Genomic DNA, 23828 nt, shown 5'->3' with positions numbered 1-23828 from the left:
CGCCCTAGACACTACGAGAGCCGACGAGCCGTGCGACCTCCACCATCGCCGAGGTGATCTGGGCGATCTCGGCCGGCGAGCAAATGTAGGGCGGCATCGCGTAGACGAGGTTGCGGAACGGGCGCAGCCACACCCCGCGCTCCATGGCCGCCGGGGTGGCGACGGCCAGGTCGACGGGGCGGGCGCACTCGATGACGCCGATCGCCCCGCACACCCGCACGTCGGTGACGCCGGGCAGCGCGCGGGCGGGCTCGAGTCCGTCCGCCAGCCCGGCGGCGATCTCGCCGACTCGCCCGCGCCAGTCCTGGTCGAGCAGCAGTTCGACGCTGGCCACCGACACCGCGCAGGCCAGCGGATTGGCCATGAAGGTGGGCCCGTGCATCAGCGCGCCGGCCTCGCCGGCGCTGATGGTGTGGGCGATCTCGGTGCTGCACAGGGTGGCCGCCAGGGTGACGTACCCGCCGGTCAACGCCTTGCCCACGCACATGATGTCCGGGCTGACCCCGGCGTGGTCGGCCGCGAACAGCTCGCCGGTACGGCCGAAGCCGGTGGCGATCTCGTCGAAGATCAACAGCACGTCGTGGCGGCGGCACAGCTCGCGCAGGTCACGCAGGTAGCGGGGGTCGTGGAAGCGCATCCCGCCCGCGCCTTGCACCACCGGTTCGACGATGACGGCCGCCAGTTCGCCGGCGTGCTGCGCGAGTTGGCGCTCGAACGCCGCGCTGTAGCCGGGGTCGTAGTCGCGCGGGACCTGCGGGGCGAACACCTGGCGCGCGAGAACGTCGGTCCACAGCTTGTGCATGCCGCCGTCGGGATCGCAGACGCTCATCGGCGTGAACGTGTCGCCGTGGTAGCCGCCCCGCCACGTCATCAGCCGGTGCCTGCCGGGCCGGCCCCGGCTGCGCCAGTACTGCAGCGCCATCTTGACCGCGACCTCGACGGACACCGATCCCGAGTCGCTGAAGAACACGGTGTCCAACCCGGCCGGGGTGATGTCCACCAGCAGCTGCGCCAGCCGGGCGGCCGGTTCGTGGGTGAGCCCGCCGAACATGACGTGGTTCATGACGCCCAGCTGCGCGGTCAGCGCCGCGTCCAGCGCCGGGTGGCCGTGCCCGTGGATCGCGGTCCACCACGAGCTCATCGCGTCGAGCGCCTCGATCGGCTCGCCGTCGCGGACCAGCGTCAACCTGGCGCCCCGCGCGGCGATGGCGACCACCGGGGCGACGGCCTCGCTGCCGATGGTGCTGTACGGGTGCCACAGATGCGCAGCGTCGATCGCGCTGATCTGCTCGGGGGTCAACCCGGCCCTCGCCGCAGGCATAGTGATCGAGGGTAAAGCAGCCAAAGTCGCACAAAGACCGCCCATCGGGGAGCATGGGATCCGATGGCTACGCCGAACACGCCGGGTGAACCCGCCGCGGGCACCCCCGCGACCGCGACGACACATTCCCTGCTGGCCAATTACGACGACGAAGCGCCCCGGGTGATCCGCGTGCGGCTGGCGCCGTGGGACGTCGCCTGCACCGTCGCGCTGCTGGCCCTGCTCCTCGTCCTGGCCACCGCGACGGCGTGGCCGGACCGCCTCTTCGGCTTCCTCGAGCACGTGTGCGCCGACGAGACGTGCGGGCCGGTGCCCTTCGGGGTCGACTACTACATCCGCCCGATCGTGTGGGGCGGCATCGGCGCCGCGATCGCCGCCGCGGTCCTCGGCCCCATCGTGTCGCTCCTGAAGGGCTGGTACATGTCCTTCTGGCCGGTCCTGGCCCTCGCGCTGACCATGCTCAGCGCGCTCGTCGGCTCGCTGCTGACGGTGTTCAGCGAACGCTATTGGGCCTAAGCGCGCCGGCGCCCCGGTCCGCTCGACGCCCGCCCGACTGAGACCGAAATCACAACTGCGCGCCCGGATTTGGGCCGCCCAGTCACCGTCCGGTCACGTTACGACAAAAAATCCCGCCGGGCCCTGGCGGCCAACAACTTCTGTTGACAGAGTGGCTGCAGTGACTGATGTGAAACAGGACCGCTGTTCACATCCGCAAGTGTCGTGCAGCGGCGTCGGCCCCAAAGGGGAGGCTGTCGCCCGGGCATGGATCGGCGGCGGACGCGTGAGGTCACCGCGCTGAGGCCAGTGAGCCCCTGAGAGGCCAAGACAATGAAACGCATCTACGCCTTCGCGATCGGTTTGGCGCTGCTTGCCGCACCGATGGCCGCCCCCGTGATCGCGTCCGCCGACCCGGGCGTCCGGCCGATGGACTACCAGCAGGCCGCCGACGTGGTGATCGCGCGCGGGCTGTCGCAGCGAGGCGTGCCGTTCTCCTGGGCCGGCGGCGGCATCAACGGACCCACCCGCGGCACCGGGACGGGCATCAACACGGTCGGCTTCGACGCCTCGGGCCTGATGCAGTACGCGTACGCCGGCGCGGGCATCAAGCTGCCGCGGTCGTCCGGGGCGATCTACCGGGTCGGCCAGAAGGTGCTGCCGCAGCAAGCGCAAAAGGGCGACATGATCTTCTACGGTCCCGAGGGCACCCAGAGCGTCGCGATGTACCTGGGCAACAACCAGATGCTCGAGGTGGGCGACGTCGTCCAGGTGTCGCCGGTGCGCGCCAACGGCATGACCCCGTACCTGGTCCGCGTCCTCGGGGTCCAGCCGGCGCCGGTCCAGCAGCTGCCGCAGCAGGTGCCGGCGCAGCAAGCCCCGTTGCAGCAGGCACCGGTGCAGCAACTGCCCACCCAGCAAGCGCCGACGCAGCAAGCCCCGCTACAACAGGCCCCGCTGCAGCAACTCCCGACGCCACAGGCCCCGGCGGTGCCGACGCCGCAACCGCCGGTGCAGCAGGCGCCGCTCCAGCAACAGTCCGGCCAGCTCCCGTTGCAGCAGGCGCCGCTGCAGCAGCTCCCGACGCCGCAGGCCCCGCTACAACAGGCCCCGATGCAACGGGTCCCGGTGCAACAGCCGCCGGTCCAGCAGTTGCCCACGCAGCAACTTCCGGCGCCGCAAGCCCCGGTGCAACTGCTGCCGCCGCAGCAATCGCCGTTCCTCCCGCCAGCCGCCGGCACCGCCCGGTAATTTCCCCGGACTTCGGGGGCCTCTCGAACGCCGCCACCCGCTCCTGAACAGGAACGGGTGGCGGTTTTCGGTAAATTAGCGGTCGATCATGTCGACCCTGTCCCTGTCTCCCCAACCGGTCGCGACCGCGGAACCGGCCGGTACGGCAGCGCGCAATCGGGGCTTCTATCGCTACGACCTCGACGGCCTGCGTGGCATCGCCATCGCGCTGGTGGCCGTCTTCCACATCTGGTTCGGCCGGGTCTCCGGCGGCGTCGACGTGTTCTTGGCGCTGTCCGGGTTCTTCTTCGGCGGCAAGATCATTCGCGCGGCGCTGAACCCCGCGGGGACGCTGTCGCCGGTGGCCGAGGTGGTCCGGCTGGTGCGCCGCCTGGTGCCGGCCCTGGTCGTGGTGCTGGCCGGGTGCGGGGTGCTGACCATCCTGGTGCAACCGGAGACCCGGTGGGAGGCCTTCGCCGACCAGAGCCTCGCCAGCCTCGGCTACTACCAGAACTGGGAGTTGGCCAACACGGCGTCGGACTACCTGCGCGCGGGCGAGGCCGTCAGCCCCCTGCAGCACATCTGGTCCATGTCGGTGCAGGGCCAGTTCTACGTCGGCTTCCTGCTGTTGATCGCGGCATGCGCGTACCTGTTCGGGCGTCCGCCGGGTCCCCGGCTGCGCACCCTGTTCCTGGTGCTGCTGACCGCGCTGACGGTGGCGTCGTTCGTCTACGCGATCGTGGCGCATCAGGACGACCAGGCGGCCGCCTACTACGACAGCTTCGCGCGCGGCTGGGAGTTGTTACTCGGCGCGCTGGTCGGTGCGCTGGTGCCGGCCATCCGCTGGCCGATGTGGTTGCGAACGGCCGTGGCCACCCTGGCGCTGGCGGCGATCGTCTCGTGCGGGGCGCTGATCGACGGCGTGAAGGAATTTCCCGGCCCGTGGGCCCTGGTGCCCGTCGGGGCCACCGTGCTGATGATCCTGGCCGGGGCCAACCTGCAGGGCGACCACCGGTTGCCGCTGCCCAATCGCCTGCTGGCGGCCGGCCCGCTGGTCGCGCTGGGCGCGATGGCGTATTCCCTCTACCTGTGGCACTGGCCGCTGCTGATCTTCTGGCTGTCGTTCAGCGGGCACCGGCACGCCAACTTCGTCGAGGGCGCCACGGTGCTGTTGGTCTCGGGACTGTTGGCCTACCTGACCACCCGGCTCGTCGAGGACCCCTTGCGCTACCGGACCGCCGGGAGGTCACCGGCACCCGCGCCCGCGTGGCTGGCGCGCCTGCCCCGGCCCACGATGGCGCTGGGGACGGCCGTCGTGCTGCTCGGCGTCATGCTCACCGCGACGTCGTTCACGTGGCGCCAGCACGTCACCGTCCTGCGGGCCGCGGGCAAGGAACTCAGCGTGCTCAACCCGCAGGACTACCCGGGGGCGCGCGCGCTGACCGAACGCGTGCGGGTGCCCGCGCTGCCGATGCGCCCCAGCGTGCTGGAGGTCAAGGAGGATCTGCCGGTCTCCACCCGCGACGGCTGCATCAGTGATTTCGTCAACCCGGCGGTGGTCGCATGCACCTATGGCGACGTGGCCGGCGACCGCACGATCGCGCTGGCGGGCGGGTCGCACGCCGAACACTGGCTGCCCGCACTGGATCTGCTCGGCAAGATGCATCACTTCAAGGTGGTGACGTACCTCAAGATGGGCTGTCCGCTGTCCACCGAGGAAGTCCCGTTGATCATGGGCAACAACGCCGCCTACCCGCAGTGCCGGGAGTGGGTGGAGCAGACGATGGACCGGGTGATCGCCGACCATCCCGACTACGTGTTCACCACCACGACGCGCCCGTGGAACGTCAAGCCGGGCGACGTGATGCCGGCGACCTACATCGGAATCTGGCAGCGGTTCTCGGACAACAACATTCCGATCCTCGGCATGCGAGACACCCCATGGCTGGTCAAGAACGGCCAGCCGTTCGACCCGGCTGATTGCCTGGCCAAGAAGGGCGGAAGCCCCCAGTCGTGCGCGATCAAACGTTCCGACGCGCTCTCCGACCGCAATCAGACCCTCGACTTCGTCACACAATTCCCGCTGCTGAAGGTGCTCGACATGTCCGACGCGATCTGCCGCACCGACGTGTGCCGGCCGGTCGAAGGAAACGTGCTGATCTACCACGGTGCCCACCACCTGACCCCCACGTACGTGCGGACCATGGTGGGCGAATTGGGCCGCCAGATCGCCGCCAACACCGGTTGGTGGTGACGCGCCCCGCCGCCCCGAGCGCGGATAAGGTCAGATAGTGCCGACCGACAATCACGCTTCAGAAACAGGCGTAGCTGGTAACCAACAGCCGAAACTCGCCACCGTCTGGCCGGGGAACCCGTATCCCCTCGGCGCCTCCTATGACGGCGCGGGGACAAACTTCTCGTTGTTCTCCGAGATTGCCGAGAAGGTCGAGTTGTGTCTGATCGACGACGCCGGGGCGGAATCACGGATCCCCCTCGACGAGGTCGACGGTTACGTGTGGCACGCCTATCTGCCCAACATCTCCCCGGGCCAGCGCTACGGCTTCCGCGTCTACGGGCCCTTCGACCCGGCCGCCGGACACCGCTGCGACCCGAGCAAGCTGCTGCTCGACCCGTATGGCAAGGCCTTCCACGGGGACTTCGACTTCGGGCAGGCGCTGTTCTCCTACGACATGAAGGCGGTGCATCCCGACGGTGACGATGCCGACCCCGGGACGCCGCCGATGGTCGACTCGCTTGGCCACACCATGACCAGCGTGGTGAGCAATCCGTTCTTCGACTGGGGCTCGGACCGCTCGCCGCTGACCCCGTACCACGAAACGGTCATCTACGAGGCCCACGTGAAGGGAATGACCCGGACCCACCCCGGCATCCCCGCCGAACTGCGCGGCACCTACGCCGGCCTGGCCCACCCGGTGATCATCGACTATCTCAAGTCGCTCAACGTCACCGCGCTGGAGCTGATGCCGGTGCACCAGTTCATGCACGACTCGCGGCTGCTGGACCTGGGCTTGCGAAACTATTGGGGATACAACACTTTCGGTTTCTTCGCGCCGCACAACCAGTACGCGGCCAACCGCACCTCCAGCGTCGCCGAGTTCAAATCGATGGTGCGCAGCCTGCACGAAGCCAACATCGAGGTGATCCTCGACGTGGTGTACAACCACACCGCCGAGGGCAACCACCTCGGGCCGACCATCAATTTCCGCGGCATCGACAACGCGGCGTACTACCGGCTGGTCGACACCGACCTGCGGCTGTACAAGGACTACACCGGCACCGGCAACAGCCTGAATCCGCGTCACCCGCACGTGCTGCAGCTCATCATGGACTCGCTGCGCTACTGGGTGACCGAGATGCACGTCGACGGCTTCCGTTTCGACCTCGCCGCCACGCTTGCGCGAGAGCTGCACGACGTCGACCGACTGAGCGCGTTCTTCGATTTGGTGCAGCAGGATCCGATCGTCAGCCAGGTCAAATTGATCGCCGAACCGTGGGACGTCGGTGAGGGCGGTTACCAAGTCGGCAATTTCCCGGGTTTGTGGACCGAGTGGAACGGGAAGTATCGCGATACTGTGCGTGACTACTGGCGGGGCGAGCCCGCGACCCTGGGCGAGTTCGCGTCCCGGCTGACCGGGTCGTCGGACCTCTATGAGGCGACCGGCCGGCGGCCCAGCGCCAGCATCAACTTCGTCACCGCCCACGACGGGTTCACGCTCAACGACCTGGTTTCCTACAACGAAAAACACAACCTGGCCAACGGCGAGGACAACCGCGACGGCGAAAGCCACAACCGCTCGTGGAACTGCGGCGTCGAGGGCCCCACCGACGACCCGGAGATCTTGGCGCTGCGCGGTCGCCAGATGCGCAACTTCTGGGCGACGCTGATGCTCAGCCAGGGCACGCCGATGATCGCGCACGGCGACGAACTCGGCCGCACCCAAAACGGCAACAACAACGTGTACTGCCAGGACTCCGAATTGTCTTGGATGGATTGGTCATTGGTCGACAAGAATTCGGACCTGCTGGCGTTTGCGCGCAAGGTGACCACCTTGCGCAAGACCCATCCGGTGTTCCGCCGGCGCCGGTTCTTCGAGGGTGAACCGATCCGCAGCGGTGACGAAGTCCGCGACATCGCCTGGCTGAATCCGAGCAGCCGGGAGATGACGCACGAGGACTGGGGCGCGAGCATTCACAAATGCGTGGCGGTGTTCCTCAACGGCGAGGCCATCACCGCGCCCAACGCGCGCGGCGAACGGGTGGTCGACGACTCGTTTCTGTTGTGCTTCAACGCCGGCGAAGAACCCGTGGAGTTCGTGATGCCGAACGACGACTATGCGCAGGAGTGGACCGTGGAACTGGACACCAACCACCCGAAGGGTGACGCGGACCAGGTGGTGAATGCCGAAGAGAAGGTGTCGTTGCCCGGGCGGTCACTTCTGGTCTTACGTAAGACCATGTGACGCATGCCGTTTCCGATACTCTCGACCTACCGGTTGCAGCTGCGCGGTGAGGCCAGCGGGTTCGCGTTCACCTTCGCCGATGCCGAGGACCTGCTGGACTACCTGGACGAACTCGGGGTATCGCACCTCTACCTGTCCCCGATCTTGACCGCGGCCACCGGGTCGAACCACGGCTACGACGTCACCGACCCGACGACCGTCTCCCCCGAACTCGGTGGCCGCGCGGGGCTGGAGCGGCTGTCGGCCGCGGCGCGGGAGCGCGGCATCGGCCTCGTCGTCGACATCGTGCCCAATCACGTGGGCATCGACCAGCCGCAACAGAACGCATGGTGGTGGGACGTGTTGCGGCACGGCCGTTCGTCGAAGTACGCAACGTATTTCGACATCGACTGGGACCTCGACGAGGACGGCCGTATCGTGCTGCCGATCCTCGGTTCCGACGACGACGCCGCCGGCTTGCACGTCGACGGGGACCTGCTGCGGCTGGGCGACCTGGCGCTTCCCATCGCGCCCGGCACCGCCGAGGGCGCCGGGCCCGAGGACGGCGCGCTGGTCCATGACCGCCAGCACTACCGGCTGGTGGGCTGGCGCAACGGCGTGTGCGGCTACCGGCGCTTCTTCTCGATCACTTCCCTGGCCGGGCTGCGCCAGGAAGACCGCGCGGTGTTCGACGCCACCCACGCCGAGGTGGCCCGGTGGGTCGCCGAGGGCCTCGTCGACGGTCTGCGCATCGACCATCCCGACGGGCTGTCCGACCCGTGCGGCTACCTGGCGTGGCTGCGCGAAGCGGTTGGGCCGCAAACGTGGATCGTGATCGAGAAGATCCTGGCCGTCGACGAGGCGCTCGAACCCACGCTGCCCATCGGGGGAACCACCGGGTACGACGTGCTTCGGGAGACGGGCGGGGTCTTCGTCGACCCCAGTGGCAAGCCCGCGCTGACCGAACTTGTCGAATCGGCGGGGCTGGACTACGGCGCGACCCCGGAGATGTTGGCGGACCTCAAGATCCGCGCGGCCACCGACACGCTCGCGAGCGAACTGCGCCGGCTGCGCCGCGCCATCGTGGCCGCGGCCGGCTCGGACCACCCGCAGTTGCCCGAAGCGGTGGCCGCGCTGCTCACCCACATCGGCGTGTACCGCTGCGACTACCCGGCGCTGTCCGCGATCATGCCCACCGCGCTGGCCGAAACACAGGCGCAGTCACCGGAATTGGGGCCCGCCCTACAGGTGATCGCCGCCGCCGTGGCCCGGGGCGGCGAGCCGGCCACCCGGCTGCAGCAGCTCTGCGGTGCGGTGACCGCCAAAGCGAGCGAGGACTGCTACTTCTACCGTGACGCGCGGCTGGTGTCGCTCAACGAGGTCGGGGGTGAGCCGCATCGCTTCGGTGTCGGCGCGGCGGAGTTCCACCAGAGGGCGGCCACCCGCGCCCGGCTGTGGCCGCAGACCATGACGACACTGACCACCCATGACACCAAACGCGGTGAGGACGTGCGGGCGAGGATCGGGGTGCTCTCGCAGGTCCCGTCGCTGTGGACCGAGTTCGTCGCCCGCTGGGAGGTCGAAGCCCCCTCCCCCGACCCTCTCTCCGGACAGTTCCTGTGGCAGAACATCTTCGGCGTGTGGCCGGTCAGCGGCGAGGTGACCCCCGAGTTGCGCGAGCGCCTGCACGCGTACGCCGAGAAGGCGATCCGGGAGGCGGCCTGGCATACCTCGTGGAACGATCCGGACACCGAGTTCGAGGAGGGGGTGCACCGGTGGCTGGACAGCGTGTTCGACGGCCCGGTGGCAGGCCAGCTCACCGAGCTCGTCGCCCAGCTCAACCCGCACGCCGCCAGCGACGCGTTGGGCCAGAAGCTGCTGGCTTTGACCGTGCCCGGGATACCCGACGTCTACCAGGGCACCGAACTGTGGGACGACAGCCTGGTGGACCCGGACAATCGCCGGGCCGTCGACTACGCCGCGCGGCGCGCCGCGCTGAAGGCGTTGGCGCAGCCCAAGATTCGGGTGGTCACGACCGCGCTTCGGGTGCGGCGCGCCCACCCGGACACCTTCCTGCGTGGCGACTACGTTCCCGTGCTGGCCGACGGGGATGCCGGCGATCACGTGCTGGCCTTCCGCCGGGGTGGGGACATCGTGGTCGCGGTGACCCGGTGGACGCTGCGCCTGACCGAAACCGGTTGGGGCAATACGGTGCTGGCGCTGCCGGAGGGCACCTGGAAGGACGCGCTGACCGGCGCCATCGCGGACGGGCCGACGGCGGCGGCCCAGTTGTTCGCCGAGCTGCCCGTCGCGTTGCTGGAGCGCCACCATGACTGAATTCCGCGTCTGGGCACCTAAACCGGAGCTGGTCCGGCTCGACGTCGAGGGCCAGGTGCACCCGATGACGCGCTCGGACGACGGCTGGTGGCACGCGTCCGTGGACGCGGCCGCGGACGCCCGGTACGGGTTCCTGCTCGACGACGATCCCACGGTGCTGCCCGACCCGCGCTCGCCCCGCCAGCCCGACGGCGTGCACGCCCGCTCGCAGCTGTGGGACCCGGCCGGCGCCGCCTGGACCGACGGAGAGTGGCCGGGCCGGTCGGTCGAGGGCGCGGTTATCTACGAACTGCACCTCGGCACCTTCACCCCGGCGGGCACCCTCGACGCCGCCATCGGGAAGCTGGACTACCTGGTGGACCTCGGCGTCGACTTCGTCGAGCTGATGCCGGTGAATTCCTTTGCCGGAACGCATGGTTGGGGTTACGACGGCGTGCTGTGGTACAGCGTGCACGAGCCCTACGGCGGCCCCGACGCCCTGGTCCGGTTCGTCGACGCCTGCCACGCGCGGGGCCTGGGCGTCCTGATCGACGCGGTGTTCAACCACCTCGGCCCGTCGGGCAACTACCTGCCCAGGTTCGGCCCGTACCTGTCGTCGGCGAGCAACCCGTGGGGCGAGGGCATCAACATCGCCGACGCCGACTCCGACGAGGTCCGGCGCTACATCATCGGGTGCGCGCTGCGCTGGATGCGCGATTTCCACGCCGACGGGCTGCGCCTGGACGCCGTGCACGCCCTGGTCGACACGACGGCTATCCACATCCTCGAGGAGCTTGCGACCGAAACCGATTGGCTGTCACGGCAAGTGGGCCGCCCGCTGTCGCTGATCGCCGAGAGCGATCTGAACGACCCGCGGCTGGTTACCGCGCGCGACCGGGGCGGTTACGGCCTGACCGCGCAATGGGCCGACGACATCCACCACGCCATCCACACCGCGGTGTCCGGCGAGCGCCAGGGCTACTACGCCGACTTCGGCAGCCTGGCCACCCTGGCGCAGACCCTGCGCCACGGCTACTTTCACGCCGCCACCTATTCGTCGTTCCGGCGCCGCCGGCACGGCCGCCCGCTGGACACGGGGTCCATCCCGGCCACCCGGCTGGTCGCCTACACCTGCACCCATGACCAGGTCGGCAACCGGGCGCTCGGGGACCGCCCGTCGCAGAACCTGTCCGGCGGCCAGCTGGCGATCAAGGCCGCGCTCGCGCTCGGCACGCCCTTCACCGCAATGCTTTTCATGGGCGAGGAGTACGCGGCGTCGACCCCGTTCCAATTCTTCAGCTCGCATCCCGAGCCGGAACTGGCCAAGGCCACCGCGGAAGGGCGCAAGGCCGAGTTCGCCGAACACGGCTGGGACGCCGACGAGATCCCCGACCCCCAGGATCCGCAGACGTTCGAGCGGTCGAAACTCGACTGGGCCGAGGTGGACTCCGGCGAGCACGGCCGGCTGCACCGGTTCTACCGCGACCTGATCGCTCTGCGGCACCGCGACCCCGACCTCGCCGATCCCTGGCTGGCGCACCTCGCCGTCGACTTCGACGAGGAGCAACGCTGGATCAGCGTGTCCCGCGGGAGGTTGCGCATCGTGTGCAACCTCGCCGCCGAGGCGGTGACGGTGCCCGTCGCCGGTGACGTGGTGCTGGCCTGGGGCGACCCCGCCGTCGAGGCCGACAAGACGGTGCTCGAAGGACATTCGCTTGCCGTCCTCGCGGTGCGCGCTCAGGGCTGACGCTTGTGGATAACGGTGCGCGAACCCGGGGGCGACCGCCGATGATTCGGCCATGGATCAAACCGTGTTCGGCCGCTGGATCGGCTTACTGAGGAAGAAGAGGAAGAAGAAGCCGGTTTCGGCTCCGCTCGCCGCGCTCGACGAGGCGCCCCCGGAGCGCAGCGTGGAGTTGTTGTGGACGGGCCCCGGCCTCGGGTGCACCGAAGGGGCTTGACCTAGACGCTGGGGCGGCCCGCGCTGTGCACCGCCGCGGCGATCTCGTCCGCCAGCGGGTCGATCTCGTCGGCGCCGACGTCGGCGATGGTGACGCGGATGCCCGGGGCGGTGCCGATGCGGAACCGCGTGCCCGGCGCGGCGGCCCAGCCCGCCCCCAGCAACCGGGTGACCGCGACCGTCTCGTCGGGCACCGGTACCCACACGTTGAGTCCGGAGCGGCCACTCGCGGCGACGCCGCGCTCGGCCAGCGCGGCGGACAACCGCAGGCGGGTGTCGGCGTACCGCCGCTCGGCCGTCGCGACGAGGCGCGCAGCCGCCGGGTCCGACCACAGGCTGACGGCCAGGTCCTGCAGCAGGTGGCTGACCCAGGCGGGCCCGAGTCGCAGGCGGCCGTGCACACGCTCGACGGTGCGCCGATCTCCCGCCAGCACGGCCACCCGCAGGTCCGGGCCGTAGGCCTTGGACGCGGACCGCACGAACGCCCATCGCTCGGTCACGCCGGCCAACGTGTGCAGCGCCGCGCCCGAGATGCCGGCGCAGTGGTCGTCTTCGACCAGCAGCAGATCCGGGGCCCCGCGCACCAACAGGTTGCGTAGCTCGTCGCGGCGGCCGGCGGACAACGCCGCCCCGGTCGGGTTCTGGGCGCGGGTGGTGACGATGAGCCCGCGCACACCGCGGTCCAGCGCCCGCGCCAGGTCGGCGGGCACTGGCCCGTCGTCGTCGACGCGCACGGGCTCGGCCGAAAGACCAAGGGCCGCAAGCAGATCGAGGAGGTTGGCCCAGCCCGGATCCTCGACGGCGACGCGGTCGCCGGGGCGTAGGTGGGCGTTGAGCACGCGTTCGATGCCATCGAGTGCGCCGCTGGTCACCGCGAGGTGTTCGGCCGGGACGCCGTCGGCGGACAGCGCCGCCCGGGCGAACTCCACCAAGGCCGCCGACATGGCCGGCTCGCCGTACAGCACCGGGCGGCCCACGACCGGCCCGGGCAGGGAGGCTCCGGCCAGGGGCAACAGGGCGGGGTCGGGATTGCCGGTCGACAGATCGCGCACCCCGGCGGGGACGTTGAGCCCCAGCAGGGATCGGGGGGTGGTCGCCGGGCGTTGCCGGACGCGGGTACCGCGCCGGCCGGCGGTCTCCACGGCGCCGCGCTGCCGTAACAGTCGATAGGCCGCGGCGGCGGTGTTGGCGTTCACCCCGAGCCGGGCGGCGAGGTCGCGGACGGGCGGCAGCGTGTCGCCGGGCGCCAGCGAGCCCGCCGAGATGGCCTCCTCGACGCTGGCGGCTATGGATTCCGCACCCGACCCGGATATGCTGTTTTGTACTGTCACGCAATCAATTATGTACTAGAACAAAGGCAATCTCCATGGTGACCGGATACCAGCCGACTCAGCGCACGACGCCCACCCGCTACCGGGAACGCGCGCGGTACGACCGCGAGACCGTCCACCGGATCCTGGACGAGGCGCTGATCTGCCACCTGGGCTACCTCGGCAACGGCCGACCGGTGGTCCTCCCGACCACCCACGTCCGCGTGGGCGAGACCCTCTACCTGCACGGTTCGACCGGCAGCGGCCCCGTGCTCGCGGCCGGCGCGGCGCCGGCGGGGTTGCCCGTGTGCGTCACCGTCACCCTGGTGGACGGGCTGGTGCTGGCGCGGTCCGCCATGCACCACTCGGTGAACTTCCGCTCGGTCGTCGTGCTCGGCGCCGCGCGCGTGGTCGACGACGCGGCGGAGAAACTGCGGGCGCTGGTCGGGCTGCTCGATCACATCGCGCCCGGGCGCGCCGCCGACTGCCGAGCCCCGAACCCGCGCGAGCTGGCCGCGACGGGGGTGCTCGCCCTCGACCTGGTGGAGGTGTCGGCCAAGGTGCGCAGCGGCGGGCCGGTGGACGATCCGGACGATTGCGCGCTGCCGCACTGGGCCGGGGTGGTGCCGCTGAGCGTGACGGCCGGGCCGCCGGTGCCGGCCGGGGACCTCGACCCCCGCACTCCCGTGCCGCCGTACCTCAGCGGGCGAAGCGCCTGAGGCTCACCTCGGCCGCGTGCCGCGTGCGCGCCGGACGTCGTCCCACCAGGTTCCGACGAGCATGACGGTGCCGGCCCAGGCTAGGCCCAGCATCCAGCCGGAGAGCACGTCGCTGACGTAATGGACTCCTAGGTAGATCCGCGAGAACCCGATCAGGAACGCCGAGCCGATCGCGACCGTCCACACGATCACCCGCCCGGTCCACCGCATGATCAGCCACCGGGTCAGCATCCACGCGGAGATCACCACGACCGCGGCGGTGCCGGTGGCGTGTCCGGACGGGAACGAATACCCGTCCGCGTCGACGAGCGCAAAGGGCAGGGGCGGTCGTGGCCGACCCACCAAGGCCTTGGCGGTGAAGAGCACCAGCGGAACCCCGCCGCCGCCAACCAGGGCGAGCACCACGGGCCGCCACGACCTGCTCCGGTAACCGGCGGCAACGGAAATCGGGAACGCGATCGCTGCCAGGAAGAGGGGTCCGCCCGCGACGGTGACCGCCCGCAAAGCCGCGGTCAGCCACAGCTCACGGTGGGCCGCGAGCCACCGAGTCACCGGTTGGTCGATTCCGACGATGCCGTCGCCCTCGAGCACGTCCTCGAGGATCTCGCTGAAGCCGACCGCAAGCGCGACGACCACGGCCAGACCGAAAAGCAGTGCGGCACCGGCGACCTCACTCTCCGACCACCGACGGGCCAGCGACCACCCTCGGTCACTGATCCGGTCACGGGCCCAGGTCAGCGTCTCGGAGACCCTCGCCCAGAGCGTCCGGAACGGGGGTCCGCCCCGGGCGACCCGAATCGCCACCCACGCAAGCAGCACGAACAGAACGACGACACCGGCGCCGACCAGGCCGAACCCGCCAGCACCGGGGCCATACTGCTGGTCCATGCACTGCGGCCCGGGTTCTAGAACAACAGGTAGCGGTAGGCGGGCGAACCCGGCTCGAGGCGTTCGACGTGCAGCTCCGTCGCCCGCATCCGGGCGAGCAGGCCGTCCAGGTCGGCCGACGACGCCAACTGGATGCCCACCAGCGCCTCGCCGGTCTCGCGGTTGTTGCGCTTGATGTACTCGAACAGCGTGATGTCGTCGTCGGGTCCCAGCACCTCGTCGAGGAACCGGCGCAGCGCGCCGGGCTCCTGCGGGAAGTCCACCAGGAAGTAGTGCTTGAGGCCGAGGTGGACCAACGACCGCTCCAGCACCTCGCCGTAGCGCGAGACGTCGTTGTTGCCGCCGGAGATGAGGCACACCACGCTCGAGCCGGGCTCGACGTCCGCCTCGAGCAGCCCCGCGACCGACAGCGCACCCGCGGGCTCGGCGATGATGCCCTCGTTCTGATACAGGTCCAGCATCGCGGTGCACACCGCACCCTCGTCGACCGTGGTGATCGAGACCATGTCCCCGGCGGCCGCAAGCGCGGCGTAGGTCAGCGTGCCCGCGCGGCGCACCGCGGCACCGTCGACGAACTGGTCGACATGATCCAGCGTCACCGGCTCGCCGGCGGCCAGCGCGGCCATCATCGCGGCGGCCCCGGCCGGTTCGACACCCAGCACCGAGGTATTCGTCGTCCGCTCGGCCAGGTAGGTGGTGATGCCGGCGATGCAGCCGCCCCCGCCGACGGGGACGACGACCAGGTCCGGCTCCGCGTCCAGCTGATCCAGCAGCTCGACGGCGATGGTGCCCTGACCGGCGATGGTGCGCAGGTCGTCATACGGGGGCACCAGCGTGGCGCCGGTGCGTTCGACGTCGGCCAACGCGGCCTCGGCGGCCAGGTCATACGTCGTCCCGCCCACGATCAGTTCGATGAACTCCCCGCCGTGGTAGCGGATCCGGTCGCGCTTCTGCTGCGGGGTCTTGGCGGGCACATAGACGCGGCCGTGCACCCCCAGCGTCCGACACGCGTACGCGAAGCCCTGCGCGTGATTGCCGGCCGACGAGCACACCACCCCGGCGGCGAGCTCCTCCTCGGACAGCTGCACCAGCAGGTTGTAGGCCCCGCGCAGCTTGTAGGAGCGCACCACCTGCAGGTCTTCCCGCTTGAGGTAGACCTGCGCGCCGGTGATCGCCGACAACCGGTCGCTGTGTTGCAGCGGGGTCGGCGTGACCACCGCGGCGATCCGCTTCGCCGCGTGGTCGATGTCAGACCCGCAAACGTACGGCACGCTCGGGTGCTGGCTCAGTTCGGCGGACACTGGTCAATGGTGCCATGCCAGCCGGTCAACCCAGGAATTCAGTCGACGGGGGTGAGCACGAAGACCGGGATCTGGCGGTCGGTCTTCTTCTGGTATTCGGCGTAGTCGGGCCAGGCCTCGACGGCGCGCTCCCACCACACCGCCTTTTCGTCGCCGAACACCTCACGCGCGTCGTACTCGCGGGTGGTGGCGCCGTCCTGCAGCTCGACGCGGGGGTTCTTGACGACATTGTGGTACCAGACGGGGTGCTTGGGGGCACCGCCCAGCGAGGCGACGATCGCGTACTGGCCGTCGTGCTCGACCCGCATCAGCGGGGTCTTGCGGAGCTTGCCCGTCTTGGCCCCGACCGTGGTCAGGACGATGACGGGCTTCCCCTTCATGTCGGTGGCCTCGGTCCCGCCCGACTGCTCGTACTTCTCGGCCTGTTCGCGGGACCAATCCCATGGGCTCGGCGCGTATTCCCCAGAAAGTGGCATGCCCCAACTCTAGGCCGGGGACTTCGAGGGCGCGGGGCCCGTCAGGTACCGCGCGAGCACCGGGCGTACCCACTCGGTCAGCGCCGCGTCGTCCATCTCGGCCAGGGCCGGCACCCCGACGACGTAGCGGGCCATCGCGATTCCCAGCACCTGCGAGCCCACCAGCGCCGCCCGCTCGGCGGCGCGGTCGGGGGTGACGCTGGCCAGCGCGGGAGCGACCTGCTCGACGAACACCGCCAGCAGCGTGTCGGCGGCCGTGCGATTGGTCGCGGCCGCGCGCAACAGGGGCAGGAACGAGCCGTCCGGATCCCACACCTGGACGAACAGCGGAACCAGCACGTCCGCGAGGCGCTCGGGCGCGACGCCGGACAGGTCGGGAAACCTGACCTCGAGCCGCGACACGCCGGCGAACAGGTCGGCCTTGCTGCCGAAGTAGTGCATGACGAGCGCGGGGTCCACGCCGGCCTCCGCCGCGATCGAGCGGATGGTGGTCCGCTCGAAGCCGTGCGTGGAGAACTGGGCGCGCGCGGCGCGGAGGATGGTTTCGCGGGTGAGGTTCCCGTCGCGCGTCTTCGCGGGCATGGCCGCGATTGTATTCAACAACTGTTGACACGGCCAGCACCCCGGCCTACCGTTGAGTTCAACAACTGTTGAACTCAACTCCGGGGAGGTCCCAGCCATGACCGTGTCCGTCATCCAGATCGGGCTCGATCCCGACGTGATCGACTACTCGTCGCCGGATTTCGCGCAGTTCGCCGGGCTGTCCAAGGAGGTGTTGCGTGCGGCCAACGACGACAACGTCGCGGCGTTGCGCGCCGCCGGCTACGAGGTCGACAACTGCTTGATCGACTTCGGCGCGGCCGGCGCCGGCAAGGCCCGCCGGTGGCTGGAGGCCAAGCGCTACGACGCGGTGCTGATCGGGGCCGGGATTCGGCTGGTCGCCGCCAACACGCTGCTGTTCGAGTCGATCGTCAACGCCGCGCACGCGACCCAACCCGGCTGCCGGTTCGTCTTCAACCGCGCCGCGCAGTCCACGCCCGGCGACATCCGTCGCTGGTACCCGCAGCCCGAGGGGGCCGCGCGATGACCGCCCACGACGTCGACGTCCTGGTGGTGGGGGCGGGACCCACCGGCCTGACCGCCGCGGGCGACCTGGCCCGCGCCGGGCGGTCGGTCACGGTGCTGGAACGCTGGCCCACCGAGAACCCGGCAAGCCGCGCGTTCGCCACTATGGCGCGCACCCTGGAACTGCTCGACGCGCGCGGCCTGGCCGACGACCTGTTGGCGCTCGGGCACCGCGCGCCGGGCGTCCGGCTGTTCGCCGGTGCGCAGATCGACCTGACCCACCTGGACTCCCCCTATCCGTTCGTGTTGATCACCCCGCAGACGCACGTCGACGCGGCGTTGCGCCGCTACGCCGAGGCCGAGGGCGCCGAGATCCGGCGCGGCATCGAGGTGGTCGCGCTGCGCGAGGACGCCGACGGCGTGACCGTCACCGCTCGCCCGAAGGACGACGACGATCCGGCGCACCGGCTGACGTGGCGGGCGCGGTATGTGATCGGCGCCGACGGCGCGCACAGCACGGTGCGACGGCTGGTGGGCTCCGCATTCCCCGGCAAGACGGTGCTGACGTCGATCGTGCTGGCCGACGTCAGGCTGGCGCACGGGCCCGCCGGCGGTGGCCTCACGGCCGCCGCCCCCGGTGACGTCCTGGCCTTTCTGGCTCCGTACGACTGCGCGGACGGTTCCTGGTATCGCGCCATGCTGTGGGACCGCGCGAATCAGGTGCCCGACGGCGAACCCGTTTCCGACGCCGAGATCGTCGACGTGCTCGCCCGCGGCATGCGCACCGACTACGGCGTCGTCGAGGTGGGCTGGAAGTCCCGATTCCATTGCGACGAAAGACAAGTCGAGCAGTACCGGCACGGACGGGTGTTCTTGGCCGGCGACGCCGCGCACGTGCACTCCCCCATGGGCGGCCAGGGCATGAACACCGGAATTCAGGACGCCGCCAACCTGGCCTGGAAGCTCGACGCGGTGCTCGGCGGCGCCGACGAGGCGCTGCTGGACAGCTACCACGCCGAACGCCACCCGATCGGCAAGCGCGTGCTGGTGCAGTCCGGACTGATGGCCCGCGCCGCGACCCTGCATCCGCGCCCCGCTCGGTGGTTGCGGAACGTGTTGGCGCCCAGGCTGCTTCGAATTCCGGCGGTCCGCGACACGGTGGCGGGCAGCTTCGCGGGCACGACGCTGCGCTACGGCCGCCGCGGCCTGGTCGGCACCCGCGCCACCCAGATTCCCCTCGCCGGGGGACGGTTGACCGAATTGCAGCGCGCCGGGGGTTTCGTGCTGGTCCGCGAACGCGGCGCCCCACCGGTCGAGGCGCCCGGGATGCTGCAGGCCGAGCGGACCGATCGCGGGCCGGCCGTCCTCGTGCGCCCCGACGGGTACGTCGGCTGGGCGGGGTCTGCGGCCCACGCGCCGACCCGGATCGCCGAGCTGGCGGCGATGCGCACGCGGTGATCGCTAGCGCGTGTCGACGAACGGGCGCAGGTGGACTCGCGTCTGGTGATCGGGCGCACCGGGCTCGCCGTCGGCGTGCTTGCCACGGGTGTAGTCGCCCTGCCACGGCACCTTTTCCCCCAGTTCGGTGTTGACCGCGGCCTGCGCGTGGCCCAGCTCGCTGCGTGAACGCAGGAAGAACTCGTGTTTACGCCGCGCTTCCTCGTCGGAGTCGATCGGCCTGAGTTCCGGCGCGAACTCTTCCAGCTCCGCGCGGCGCTGCGGGACGATCATGCAGATCGGCTCGTCGACCTCGAACCGCACCGGCATCATCTTGCGGGTCATTTGCCAGCTCATGCTGAAACTTGAGGTGGCCCAATCGGTTTCGACGATGCCCTCCAACGGCGACACCGCGTCCTTCGGATAGTTCGCCGGCCCGCGGACCAACAGGTTGTAACCGGGCGGGGTGCGGAACAACATCGGCAGGTGCCAGGTCAGGATGCCGTGACCGAAATGGCTGAACGGCAGCAGCTGAGCGGGGTCGCGGCGGTCGGGCGCGACGATCACCCCCAGGCTGTCGTCGCCGCCCATCCACGTTGCGGTGAATGCGCACGGGTTGCGCAGCTCCCAGCCGCTCTGGTTGGCGATCAGTATCGGCAGGCACCGGTTCGGCCACCCGTTGCGCAGCTTCGACATCCACGGCCGGCTGATCGGCGCGGGCGTGATCGGCGGCGCGTTGTCTGCGGTGGTGAACGCGATCAGCGGGCGCGTGGCCCCCCGGGACTTGTCGCTCATCGATTCCCCTCGATTCGCCGCTTGCCGCGGACGTCGTCCATGCCCGTCTTTGCGCACGTCTGGCGGTGCCGCCTCGCGCCAACGGTCATCGGTCGTGTTCGTTGAGCGCTGCCTCAATTGTGCGAGTCGGAAGACCCGACCACGGCAGCGGGTCACTGGGCCGCCCGGGCCGGTCCGCCAGGTCGCGGCGCCACCAGCCGATGTCCCACCACGCCCCGTTCTTGAAGCCCACCCCCTCGAACACGCCGGCACAGGCGAAACCCATCGACTCGTGCAGAGCGACGCTCGCGGGATTGGGCAGCGCAATGGCGGCGAACGCATTGATATAACCCTGCGCGGCAAGCAGATTGAACAACGCGGAGTATATCCGGCGGCCATGGCCAGTCCGGTGAAGCGACCGGTCGAGATAGACGGATACGTCGACGGACCAGCGGTAGGCGGCCCGCTGGCCGTGCGGACTTGCGTAGGCGTAGCCCCTGACGGCGTCGGCATGGGTGACGACCAGCCAGGGCAGGTCGGTCAGCGTGGCGGTCAGCCTCGACCGCATTTCCTGGCCGCTCGGCGGAACCACCTCGAAGGAGATCGCGGAGTCGAGGACGTACGGCGCATAAATCTCGGCGATAGCGTCCGCGTCCTCCGGCGTCGCCATACGGATCATGAGAAGAGCTTGCCCGTCACCGTCTCGGCGAACCGACGGTGGGTGTTCAGCGCCGGCGCGCGTAGCCACCGGCCATGGGTTCCTGGCTACATCCGGGGCACGGCCACGCGCTCGCACGGAGTCCACACGGCTTTGTCCGCTCGGCGTGGCGGCATGCCAAGCGACCGGCGCCGACGTCGGCAATCACTCACCGGTACAGGGGTCAAGGGTGAGTAGTAGCCGGACGAGTTCGGCTTGGCGGTGCGTGCCGGTCTTCTCGAAGACGTGCCGGAGGTGCGTCTTGACTGTCGTCAAGGACACCGACAACTCGTCGGCGATCGGCTTCAAACCTTCAGCTCGTACCACCATCAGCGCAACTTTCGCTTCGCTTGTTGTCAGACCGTAGAGGCGCCGCAAGAGCATTGCAGGCGGTTCGGGTTCCCGTTCCGGGTCGATGATGACGACGATCACTCGCCCGTACCGCGGGTGGGCCGCAGTGCTGTGGTCGATCGGTACTACGTGAATGATGTAGGGCCGCAGGCCGGACGGTCTGGCGCAGACGAACGACCCGACCCAGATGTCGGGGCCACGTGGCTTTAGTGCGGTTGCGATGCCCTCTTGCAACCTAGTGTCCGCGTGTCGTGTTGCGGCCTCGAGGCGCCCCCTGAGGATCCGCAGTCCGTCGTCTGACCGCAGGACCTGTTCGGCCGCCGGGTTGGTGTAGATGACCCTGCTTCCGGACGCAACGATGACGATGGCTTGCTTGGCAGTCTCGCTGACCCAGGCAAGATCGCTGCTGCGATGAGTGAGATCGGAGACTTGACGCTGCATCCGCAGGGCCTGTTTCAAGTGGGGCACCAAAAGCTGTGCAAACGCGACATGCTCACCGGTGTCGAACCTTTTCGACCGTTTGGGTGTTGCCAGGGCCAGACTCTTGGCGCTTGGAGAGGCGTCGAGGCGGATGAACATTCCGTCCTCGAAACCGTTGGGGCGGGCCCAGTCCGTTGCGAATTCGCATCTTTCATAGGGCCACATCAGTTCCGCGCCGGGGCGCACAACGCCAACCGGCCCACTCTGGACCGCCGACAGCACATGGTCGATTGCGGCGAAATGCTCGGCATAGCTCTTGGCTGCGTCGGCGGGCATGTGCGCGTGTTTGATTGAGCGTGTGGCACCGTCGGTAACCACCAACGCTGCACTTGCACCGTCGAATGCGCGCCCGATATCAGCCATGGTGACGTCCCAGCGTTCGGGAGTGATGACCGCCGAATAAATCCCGGAGACTATCTGCGAGAACTCATCGAGTGTGGCCATCGTCCGCGCTCCGATACCACCGCTGATGCTGCATCTGCCCGTCCTGTCATTGCTGCGCAAAGCGTAATGCAAATCTCCTCCGTTTGGATGAGGCATCGCCAGATCGCGGCGAGCATAAATAAATAGCAACAGGTCTGCATGCGGCGGCAAGATCGCCGATCGCGTTATCACGGTGAGCAGTGCGATGTGCGCCGCGCGGTTTGGTCGTCGCCGTGTGGGGTCGCAAGCCCGGCCGGGGTATGAATTGAGAGGTGGAGCGTGACCGTAAACGCCCTTGATATCGTCGGCGTAGATCTTGCCGATCCAAGCACCTATGAGACCGGTGTGCCTTACGAAGAATTCAGCCAGCTCCGTAGGCGTGCGCCGGTTGCATGGCATCCCTACAAGGACGGACCCGGCTTCTTGGCGCTGACGGGCTACGACGAAGTACAGGCCGTGTCGCGAGACAGTGAAACGTGGTCCTCAAAGATCAACGGGATTGTCTTTGAACCCCCAACACCCGAACAGCGAGCAGCTGTTGAGCTGATGATGTTGACGATGGACCCACCACGGCACACTGAATTTCGCAAGTTGATCAATAAGGGCTTTGCGCCACGTCAGGTCGCGCGGCTAAACGCTCACGTCGCAGACCTGGCCCGGCAGATCGTCGACGAAGTGATCGAGCAAGGCGAATGTGACTTCGCGAACGACGTCGCGGGCGCGCTGCCGTCCTACGTTATTGCCGAAATGCTCGGCATTCCAGTAAAAGACGGCCGCCGACTCTACGATCTAGTGGAAATCATCAACAACGGCAATTACGACGGCGACGAGCGCTTCGAGCAAGCGCTTACGCAGATGTTCGAATACGCCGCGGACTTAGCGGCGCAAAAGCGCGCCGAGCCTGGCGATGACATCGCTACGTCGCTGCTACGGGCAGAAGTCGACGGCCAGCGCCTCAACGACATCGAGTTCAACATGTTCGTTCTGCTGCTGATCAATGCGGGGGGCGAAACGACCCGCAACCTGGTCGCAGGAGGGATCCTCGCCCTGATGGAACACCCAGATCAGTGGCAACGGCTCACAGCTAACCCGTCGCTGATGCCGTCGGCGATCGAGGAGATGCTGCGCTACGTTTCTCCAGTCATGAACTTCGTACGCACGGCGACCCGTGACACAAGGTTGCGGGGGCTACCCGTCAAGGCGGGCGAGCGGGCAGCGATGTTCTATATATCGGCGAACCGCGACGAGACGCGGTTTGGTGACCCCAACCAATTCGACATAAGCCGTGCACCGAACCCCCATCTCGCCTTCGGCGGTGGCGGGACCCACTTCTGCCTCGGTGCGAACCTCGCGCGCGTGGAAGCTGCGGCGATCATCCCTGAGGTGCTCGAACGGATGATTGGCTTGGAACTCGCCGGCCCGGTCAAACGGACGTGGTCAAACCAGATGAATGGGATCAACTCCATGCCCGTCCGATTCATGCCCGCCGGACGCGCCGCCCACTGATACCGCTCGTTCCCGATAACGGGCTGACGGCATATGCCGGTCGGCTGTCGCGCGCAGATGCATGCGACATCCGCATGCCGCTCGTGCGCTGAAGCCCACCATTGAAGAACGCCGACGCGATTTTGAAGCCCATCACCTGACGCAAGCTGGCGAGCCAGGGCAGGTCGGTCGGTCTCCGCCTTAACTGTGGCGTCGCGATACGGATCATGAGAAGAGCTTGCCCGTCACCGTCTCGGCGAACCGACGGTGGGTGTTCAGCGCCGCCACCGGCCATAGGTACGTATGCGAACCAACCTAGTTGGTGCTGGGTGGTGGTTGGGGTTGGAAGGGGTCGTACCACCACCAGTCGGCGCGTTCGCCGAGGGGCCCGGGCCATGGTGGGACGGCGGGCGGGGGATCGTTGGGCGGATGGGCCAGTGATCCGGGGCTCAATGCTCGACCGCAGTCGTCGGTGACGACGAGATCGGTCGCGGTTCCGCTGATGGTGATCAAGCCGCGGTGATGCGCCCGGTGGTGATACGGGCAGACCAGCACCAGGTTGGTGACAAGTTCCTAATATACCCTCCTGGCAGCCGTCCGGTTACCCCGAGATAGGTAGGTGCCGGGCCACCGACGACAC

The 23828-nt window shown here is 68.9% G+C and carries 19 protein-coding genes and 2 pseudogenes; 11 read left to right on the top strand and 10 right to left on the bottom strand.

Going from position 1 to position 23828, the window contains the following annotated elements:
- Positions 1 to 4: 4 nt before the first annotated feature.
- The gene (locus BRW65_RS18550; RefSeq protein ID WP_073877120.1) at positions 5 to 1321 is read right to left on the bottom strand and encodes an adenosylmethionine--8-amino-7-oxononanoate transaminase; all 1317 of its coding nucleotides are present in this window, start codon (positions 1319 to 1321) and stop codon (positions 5 to 7) included.
- Between the two features lie 63 nt (positions 1322 to 1384).
- Here BRW65_RS18550 and BRW65_RS18545 point away from each other — a divergent pair, with 63 nt between their 5' ends.
- From BRW65_RS18545 to BRW65_RS31785, 7 genes and pseudogenes are all read left to right on the top strand, one after another.
- A complete protein-coding gene (locus BRW65_RS18545) occupies positions 1385 to 1837 on the top strand; it encodes a hypothetical protein (protein ID WP_073877118.1) in 453 nt (150 codons plus the stop codon).
- A gap of 312 nt (positions 1838 to 2149) precedes the next feature.
- Positions 2150 to 2818, top strand: a pseudogene (gene ripD / locus BRW65_RS18540) (NlpC/P60 family peptidoglycan-binding protein RipD); the annotation flags it as partial.
- Between the two features lie 337 nt (positions 2819 to 3155).
- Positions 3156 to 5300, top strand: coding sequence for an acyltransferase family protein (locus BRW65_RS18535; protein WP_073877114.1), 2145 nt, complete (start codon positions 3156 to 3158; stop codon positions 5298 to 5300).
- 37 nt (positions 5301 to 5337) lie between these two features.
- The gene (gene glgX / locus BRW65_RS18530) at positions 5338 to 7527 is read left to right on the top strand and encodes a glycogen debranching protein GlgX (protein WP_073877112.1); all 2190 of its coding nucleotides are present in this window, start codon (positions 5338 to 5340) and stop codon (positions 7525 to 7527) included.
- Between the two features lie 3 nt (positions 7528 to 7530).
- Entirely contained in the window at positions 7531 to 9843 is a 2313-nt protein-coding gene (gene treY / locus BRW65_RS18525) for a malto-oligosyltrehalose synthase (RefSeq protein ID WP_073877110.1), read from the top strand.
- Complete coding sequence (gene treZ, locus BRW65_RS18520) at positions 9836 to 11569, top strand: malto-oligosyltrehalose trehalohydrolase (RefSeq protein WP_073877108.1); 1734 nt, start codon at positions 9836 to 9838, stop codon at positions 11567 to 11569. The genes treY and treZ overlap by 8 nt, the downstream gene beginning before the upstream one ends.
- A 52-nt stretch (positions 11570 to 11621) precedes the next feature.
- On the top strand, positions 11622 to 11783 hold the full coding sequence (locus BRW65_RS31785) for a hypothetical protein (RefSeq protein ID WP_167374065.1): 162 nt from the start codon (positions 11622 to 11624) through the stop codon (positions 11781 to 11783).
- Between the two features lies 1 nt (position 11784).
- Here the strand turns inward: BRW65_RS31785 and BRW65_RS18515 are convergent, their stop codons facing one another.
- A complete protein-coding gene (locus tag BRW65_RS18515; protein ID WP_073877106.1) occupies positions 11785 to 13113 on the bottom strand; it encodes an aminotransferase class I/II-fold pyridoxal phosphate-dependent enzyme in 1329 nt (442 codons plus the stop codon).
- Positions 13114 to 13148: 35 nt separating this feature from the next.
- Here BRW65_RS18515 and BRW65_RS18510 point away from each other — a divergent pair, with 35 nt between their 5' ends.
- Positions 13149 to 13811, top strand: coding sequence for a pyridoxamine 5'-phosphate oxidase family protein (locus tag BRW65_RS18510; RefSeq protein WP_073877104.1), 663 nt, complete (start codon positions 13149 to 13151; stop codon positions 13809 to 13811).
- Positions 13812 to 13814: 3 nt separating this feature from the next.
- On the opposite strand, the gene BRW65_RS18505 is transcribed toward BRW65_RS18510, so the two are convergent.
- Genes BRW65_RS18505 through BRW65_RS18490 form a run of 4 tightly spaced genes read right to left on the bottom strand, consistent with a single transcriptional unit; the run spans position 13815 to position 17058 of the window.
- A complete protein-coding gene (locus BRW65_RS18505; RefSeq protein ID WP_073877102.1) occupies positions 13815 to 14699 on the bottom strand; it encodes a phosphatase PAP2 family protein in 885 nt (294 codons plus the stop codon).
- 17 nt (positions 14700 to 14716) lie between these two features.
- Positions 14717 to 16000, bottom strand: coding sequence for a threonine ammonia-lyase (gene ilvA / locus BRW65_RS18500; protein ID WP_073877100.1), 1284 nt, complete (start codon positions 15998 to 16000; stop codon positions 14717 to 14719).
- Positions 16001 to 16038: 38 nt separating this feature from the next.
- Positions 16039 to 16476 (bottom strand): nitroreductase family deazaflavin-dependent oxidoreductase, encoded by a 438-nt coding sequence (locus tag BRW65_RS18495; RefSeq protein ID WP_073877098.1) that lies wholly within the window; start codon positions 16474 to 16476, stop codon positions 16039 to 16041.
- Between the two features lie 9 nt (positions 16477 to 16485).
- Positions 16486 to 17058 carry a TetR family transcriptional regulator gene (locus BRW65_RS18490; protein WP_073877096.1) on the bottom strand — a complete coding sequence of 191 codons (573 nt, stop codon included), beginning with the start codon at positions 17056 to 17058 and terminating at the stop codon, positions 16486 to 16488.
- 97 nt (positions 17059 to 17155) lie between these two features.
- Between BRW65_RS18490 and BRW65_RS18485 the strand changes: the two genes are divergently transcribed.
- Together BRW65_RS18485 and BRW65_RS18480 are read left to right on the top strand one after the other, a co-directional pair.
- The gene (locus BRW65_RS18485; RefSeq protein WP_073877094.1) at positions 17156 to 17563 is read left to right on the top strand and encodes a hypothetical protein; all 408 of its coding nucleotides are present in this window, start codon (positions 17156 to 17158) and stop codon (positions 17561 to 17563) included.
- Positions 17560 to 18999: an FAD-dependent oxidoreductase gene (locus BRW65_RS18480; protein ID WP_073877092.1), complete on the top strand. Its 1440-nt coding sequence runs from the start codon at positions 17560 to 17562 to the stop codon at positions 18997 to 18999. Before BRW65_RS18485 ends, BRW65_RS18480 begins: the two co-directional genes overlap by 4 nt.
- Before the next feature lie 3 nt (positions 19000 to 19002).
- Here BRW65_RS18480 and BRW65_RS18475 read toward each other — a convergent pair whose 3' ends face one another.
- The 3 genes from BRW65_RS18475 to BRW65_RS18465 all read right to left on the bottom strand — a co-directional run bounded on the left by BRW65_RS18475 (position 19003) and on the right by BRW65_RS18465 (position 21724).
- Positions 19003 to 19773, bottom strand: coding sequence for a DUF6065 family protein (locus tag BRW65_RS18475; RefSeq protein WP_073877090.1), 771 nt, complete (start codon positions 19771 to 19773; stop codon positions 19003 to 19005).
- Positions 19774 to 19858: 85 nt separating this feature from the next.
- Complete coding sequence (locus tag BRW65_RS18470; protein ID WP_073877255.1) at positions 19859 to 20422, bottom strand: arsinothricin resistance N-acetyltransferase ArsN1 family B; 564 nt, start codon at positions 20420 to 20422, stop codon at positions 19859 to 19861.
- A 192-nt stretch (positions 20423 to 20614) separates the two neighbouring features.
- Positions 20615 to 21724, bottom strand: coding sequence for a helix-turn-helix transcriptional regulator (locus BRW65_RS18465; RefSeq protein ID WP_073877088.1), 1110 nt, complete (start codon positions 21722 to 21724; stop codon positions 20615 to 20617).
- A 258-nt stretch (positions 21725 to 21982) separates the two neighbouring features.
- On the opposite strand from BRW65_RS18465, the gene BRW65_RS18460 reads away from it, so the two are divergent.
- The gene (locus BRW65_RS18460; protein ID WP_073877086.1) at positions 21983 to 23209 is read left to right on the top strand and encodes a cytochrome P450; all 1227 of its coding nucleotides are present in this window, start codon (positions 21983 to 21985) and stop codon (positions 23207 to 23209) included.
- Between the two features lie 294 nt (positions 23210 to 23503).
- Here BRW65_RS18460 and BRW65_RS18455 read toward each other — a convergent pair.
- Positions 23504 to 23755 (bottom strand): annotated as a pseudogene (locus BRW65_RS18455) (hypothetical protein); the annotation flags it as partial.
- Positions 23756 to 23828: the final 73 nt, after the last annotated feature.

The organism is Mycobacterium paraffinicum (genome assembly GCF_001907675.1).
Classification (GTDB): domain Bacteria; phylum Actinomycetota; class Actinomycetes; order Mycobacteriales; family Mycobacteriaceae; genus Mycobacterium; species Mycobacterium paraffinicum_A.
Note: the sequence above shows the minus strand (reverse complement) of the source record. Positions and strands in the feature narration are given on the sequence as shown.

What these genes read in the sequence shown, in the direction of transcription:
- BRW65_RS18550 (WP_073877120.1), bottom strand. Translation starts at nt 1,321, where the DNA reads ATGCCTGCGGCGAGGGCCGGGTTGACCCCCGAGCAGATCAGCGCGATC.
- BRW65_RS18545 (WP_073877118.1), top strand. Translation starts at nt 1,385, where the DNA reads ATGGCTACGCCGAACACGCCGGGTGAACCCGCCGCGGGCACCCCCGCG.
- BRW65_RS18535 (WP_073877114.1), top strand. Translation starts at nt 3,156, where the DNA reads ATGTCGACCCTGTCCCTGTCTCCCCAACCGGTCGCGACCGCGGAACCG.
- treY (WP_073877110.1), top strand. Translation starts at nt 7,531, where the DNA reads ATGCCGTTTCCGATACTCTCGACCTACCGGTTGCAGCTGCGCGGTGAG.
- treZ (WP_073877108.1), top strand. Translation starts at nt 9,836, where the DNA reads ATGACTGAATTCCGCGTCTGGGCACCTAAACCGGAGCTGGTCCGGCTC.
- BRW65_RS31785 (WP_167374065.1), top strand. Translation starts at nt 11,622, where the DNA reads ATGGATCAAACCGTGTTCGGCCGCTGGATCGGCTTACTGAGGAAGAAG.
- BRW65_RS18510 (WP_073877104.1), top strand. Translation starts at nt 13,149, where the DNA reads ATGGTGACCGGATACCAGCCGACTCAGCGCACGACGCCCACCCGCTAC.
- BRW65_RS18505 (WP_073877102.1), bottom strand. Translation starts at nt 14,699, where the DNA reads ATGGACCAGCAGTATGGCCCCGGTGCTGGCGGGTTCGGCCTGGTCGGC.
- BRW65_RS18495 (WP_073877098.1), bottom strand. Translation starts at nt 16,476, where the DNA reads ATGCCACTTTCTGGGGAATACGCGCCGAGCCCATGGGATTGGTCCCGC.
- BRW65_RS18490 (WP_073877096.1), bottom strand. Translation starts at nt 17,058, where the DNA reads ATGCCCGCGAAGACGCGCGACGGGAACCTCACCCGCGAAACCATCCTC.
- BRW65_RS18485 (WP_073877094.1), top strand. Translation starts at nt 17,156, where the DNA reads ATGACCGTGTCCGTCATCCAGATCGGGCTCGATCCCGACGTGATCGAC.
- BRW65_RS18480 (WP_073877092.1), top strand. Translation starts at nt 17,560, where the DNA reads ATGACCGCCCACGACGTCGACGTCCTGGTGGTGGGGGCGGGACCCACC.
- BRW65_RS18475 (WP_073877090.1), bottom strand. Translation starts at nt 19,773, where the DNA reads ATGAGCGACAAGTCCCGGGGGGCCACGCGCCCGCTGATCGCGTTCACC.
- BRW65_RS18470 (WP_073877255.1), bottom strand. Translation starts at nt 20,422, where the DNA reads ATGGCGACGCCGGAGGACGCGGACGCTATCGCCGAGATTTATGCGCCG.
- BRW65_RS18465 (WP_073877088.1), bottom strand. Translation starts at nt 21,724, where the DNA reads ATGGCCACACTCGATGAGTTCTCGCAGATAGTCTCCGGGATTTATTCG.